The following is a 671-nucleotide window of genomic DNA, read 5'->3' as shown; positions in this document are numbered from 1 at the left end:
CCACTAGACCGCATAAAGAAGCTGAAGTGCTCTTTAACAATTCGGGATCTAGGTCCATGCCGATGGCAGAAATTTCTGCAGTGCCACTGCATGGGCTAAGTGCCTGCCGAAAGGCGGGTATATCGCCTAGTCTGTAGCGCGCCGTTATAGCGCGTGACTCGGTGCAATGGCAACTCTACCCTGGCTGTGTGCTAGGGCGGAGCCCTGCGCACTCAGGACGACTAGACTGAGACACTCATAGGCCGGATTCCCGAAAGTTGCTAGTACGCTCCCACAGAATTTTATGCTGAATAAGCAAGGCATCGCTTTGTCATAAATTCGGCAGCACACTAGCGGTATGTATGATGCACGTGCGACAGGTAAAATCGCGTACCAGCGCAATACCATATCTCGGTCACTAAGTAGATTGGCGGAAGCTCGTCTAAGTTTGGCAGTGTCATGCCTCGATCTAGCGAATCGAGTCTGAGATATAGGTGAACAGGTAATCAACCGAGTCCAATTAAAACGTGCACCAGCATACAACGGGCATGGCGTAACCATGACGGCAGCATACAGAGTGCTTGGTCCCACTCGCCGAAAGTATGCGATTGGCAAGTCCGCGAGGGCTTGCCAATGGGATACTGATATTGCATATCCTGATTGCATATCCTGATTGCATATCCTGATTGCAT

Source organism: Candidatus Accumulibacter vicinus, assembly GCF_000584955.1.
GTDB lineage: Bacteria > Pseudomonadota > Gammaproteobacteria > Burkholderiales > Rhodocyclaceae > Accumulibacter > Accumulibacter vicinus.
The sequence above is the reverse complement of the archived record's forward strand: the minus strand, read 5'-3'. Positions refer to the sequence as shown.